Raw genomic sequence first — 3294 nt, 5'->3', positions numbered from 1 at the left:
TGTTCCTCTTTATAAGCATAAACGAAGCTGTCTACACTATGAACTCTGGGAGAGGCCTTCATGGCTTCTTCAAAGGCCTTTAGAAAGTGCTCAGATACCTTTTCGAGTTTGAGGTAGTCAATTCCTTGTCGCCCTTCAACGTAACGCCTTTGAGCTAGGTCAGCGAAGTAGTGGTCAAAGTAGACCTTTTTACCATTTACCTGCTTGACTTGTTTTGTCGTCCCACGCTTGATTTCATGTAAAATGGTGGAGCGACTTCTTCCCAAACGTCTAGCAATCTCAGCTGGTTTCAACCCTTCTGATAGGAAGGCCTCGATTTTTCCTCGTTCTACCTCTGAGAGGTGGCAATAGGGTTGTTTTGTGGTACAATTTGTGGTGGACATGCTTATCTCTTTCCTTATACTTTGTTTCGCAACTTTAGTATATCAGATAAGCTTGTCTTTTTTTGTTGCACCTCATTTTACAACGGGGCCAGAAAATTCTTGACAGGCTATTTAAATAATAGTACCATTTCAATATCACAAAATAGAACAAGAGGGGGCCATTATGAGCCTATTACAATTAAAAGATATCCACAAATCTTATTACCTAGGTAAAGAAGAATTTCCCGTCCTAAAAGGAATCGACCTTTCCTTTGATCAAGGAGATTTCATTAGTATCCTTGGAGAATCTGGTGGAGGAAAATCCACTCTAATGAATATTATTGGCGGCTTGGACCGAAATTATTCCGGTGATGTTATTATCAAAGGACAACCGCAAAAAATAAGGGTGAGAAGGCCATGGATGAGTATCGCCGCCAAACCATTGGTTTTATCTTTCAATCCTTCAATTTGGTGAACTACCTCAGTGTGCTAGACAATGTTCTGACTAGCCTAAAAATGACTAAGCTATCACATAAGGAACAGCTGGCTCAGGCTGAAAAACTTTTGAAACAAGTTGGTCTTTATGAGCACCGCAAGAAAAAGCCTGCCCAATTATCTGGTGGGCAAAAACAAAGAGTTGCTATTGCTCGGGCCTTGGCCAGCAATCCTGAGATTATCATCGCCGATGAACCAACCGGTGCTTTGGATTCTCAAAATACCAAAGAGGTTCTCAAAATTTTACAAGATATTGCTAGGTCAGGCAAAACTGTTATCGTAGTTACTCACTCTCAAGAAGTCGCTGAGGCAGGAACACGAATCGTCTCCCTGACCGATGGCCAAATAACTGCCGATGAGCGCATACGTGATCCATTCTCAACAGGAAACGACTTAGAAGAACTATCTTCCAGACCTTTGACCAGGGGAGCTAGTTGGAAAATGGCCTGGGCTCACTTTAAAAATGCTTGGAAGCAAAACCTCATCATTACGATTGGGATGGCTATAGGTCTCTTTTCTGTCATGTTCTTCCTGGGCCTCGGTAATGGTGCAAGAGGCTATATGAATAGCTTTATAGATGAAATCGCTAATCCAAAGGCTTTTCAAGTTACCCTTAAAAATACCGATGCACTAACTAGCACTGGCATGACTGGCAAGGATAAAGATAGAATTGGTAACATTAAGCATGTTACCAAGACAGAATATGGCTATTACGCCCCCACTTTTACCATCAGTTATAAAGATAAAACCGTACAAAATAGTATTTTACAGACAACAAATGATACTATCGTAAAGAAGAATATCTCAAATAAGGCCATGCCTAAGGGAGACCAAATTGTTGTTTCAAAAGATTATGCCAAGAAAAATATTTCTAAGGATGTTAAAAAGGCCGTTGGTAAGAAGGTGACCATCGGGCTAACCGCCTTGGGTGACGACGGGAAACCTGTTACCATTACTAAAGAATATACTATTTCAGGGACAACAGAGCAGATGAATCTGGTTTCTATGGATAGTTTACAAAAAGCTGCGACTAAGCAAGGAGCTAAGTTAAAACCTAATTTCATTACAGCTAGTGTTGATAATTTGAACAATACCAAACAGGCGCAAAACGATGCTCGAGCCTTGAAGAAAAACGGAAAGGTGCTCTATAGCATCACAGGTGTCGGCGCAATGCTAAACTCTATTGTACAAATCACCTATATCGTCGGGGTTGTTCTGGCCTTGGTTGCTGGTATTTCTCTTCTAGTAAGTATCCTCATGATTGTAGCGACTACTTACATGAGCGTTACCGAAAGAACCAAGGAAATCGGTGTTCTGCGGGCTATGGGAGCTAGACGGAAAGATATTCGTCGCCTCTTTGTCAATGAAAGTCTGCTACTAGGCGTATCTGCTAATATCTTAGCCATCATTACCGCCCTAGCCGTTCAACTTTTGGTTAATAAATTGGTTTACTCTACCATTAAATTTGACATTATCCAAGTGTCCCTAACTACGACAATCACGACCGTCATCATTGGTTTGCTGATTGCCCTGATTGCTAGCCTTGCACCATCTGGTAAGGCAGCTAGACTCAATCCAATTGATGCCCTAGCTAGTGAATAAGCAGATTTACATTAGCACTCCAGCCTTGTAATCAGGGCTGGAGTATTTTGTTATGAATCCTAACAATCCTCATTAAGAAAAGTTCTTGTTCCTAGCCCTAGACCTCTGTAAAATAAGGTTGAAAGGAGGGGCTATGAAAGTCTCTCAGGTTCTTAAGGAAATCCGTCAGAAACACGGACTAACTCAAGATGATCTAGCTCAAAAGCTCCATGTTTCTCGTTCAGCCATTGTTCGGTGGGAGTCAGAAGTCGGTTTACCTGATATTGGTAACTTGTTAACTATCAGCGAAACTTTTCATACCAGTTTAGAGAAGCTAATCAAGGAGGACAAGGCCGTCAAAGAAAAAGTTGTTCGAGATAATCAGATTAAAAATGGCACTATCTCATTCTTGCCTATCTACTGGCGACGCTTATCTATATTGCCTATTTTGCCTTGGTTCACAGAATCTTTATGCTGGGCTTCTTGAACGCAACGATTTTCACATTAGCTTACGAAATAAAATTATTTCTCCAAAGGAGATAATAAAAATAGCCCGAATTGTGTACTGACCCCAAAAAGTTAGACATTTAATTTATCCAAAGGATTTAGTTCTGTATTGCACAGGACTGAGTCCTTTTAGTTTTACCTTAATTCGTTTGTTATTGTAATAATCAATATAGTTTACAATAGCTTGTTCCAATTGATTAAGTGATTTAAACGTCTTTTCGTAACCATAAAACATTTCCGATTTCAAACTGCCAAAGAAGGACTCCATCATGCCATTGTCTGGACTATTTCCTTTACGTGACATGGATGGCTGAATTCCCTTACTCTCTAGGAACCGATGATAAGAATC

2 protein-coding genes and 2 pseudogenes are annotated in these 3294 nt (G+C 40.4%); 2 read left to right on the top strand and 2 right to left on the bottom strand.

All coding sequences use genetic code 11. The annotated features are described in order from the left end of the window. Positions 1-389: helix-turn-helix domain-containing protein (locus tag HSISS2_RS10515; protein WP_240472077.1), on the bottom strand; the 389-nt coding region annotated here is incomplete at its 3' end. A 157-nt stretch (positions 390-546) separates the two neighbouring features. On the opposite strand from HSISS2_RS10515, the pseudogene HSISS2_RS10510 reads away from it, so the two are divergent. Further along, positions 547-2459 (top strand): annotated as a pseudogene (locus HSISS2_RS10510) (ATP-binding cassette domain-containing protein). Positions 2460-2592: 133 nt separating this feature from the next. Next, a pseudogene (locus tag HSISS2_RS10505) lies at positions 2593-2981 on the top strand (helix-turn-helix transcriptional regulator). Between the two features lie 49 nt (positions 2982-3030). Here HSISS2_RS10505 and HSISS2_RS10500 read toward each other — a convergent pair. Further along, on the bottom strand, positions 3031-3294 hold a 264-nt coding region (locus tag HSISS2_RS10500; RefSeq protein ID WP_134981558.1), incomplete at its 5' end, for an IS3 family transposase.

Source organism: Streptococcus sp. HSISS2, from assembly GCF_000448665.1.
GTDB classification, from domain to species: domain Bacteria; phylum Bacillota; class Bacilli; order Lactobacillales; family Streptococcaceae; genus Streptococcus; species Streptococcus raffinosi.
The sequence above is the reverse complement of the archived record's forward strand: the minus strand, read 5'-3'. Positions and strand labels throughout refer to the sequence as shown.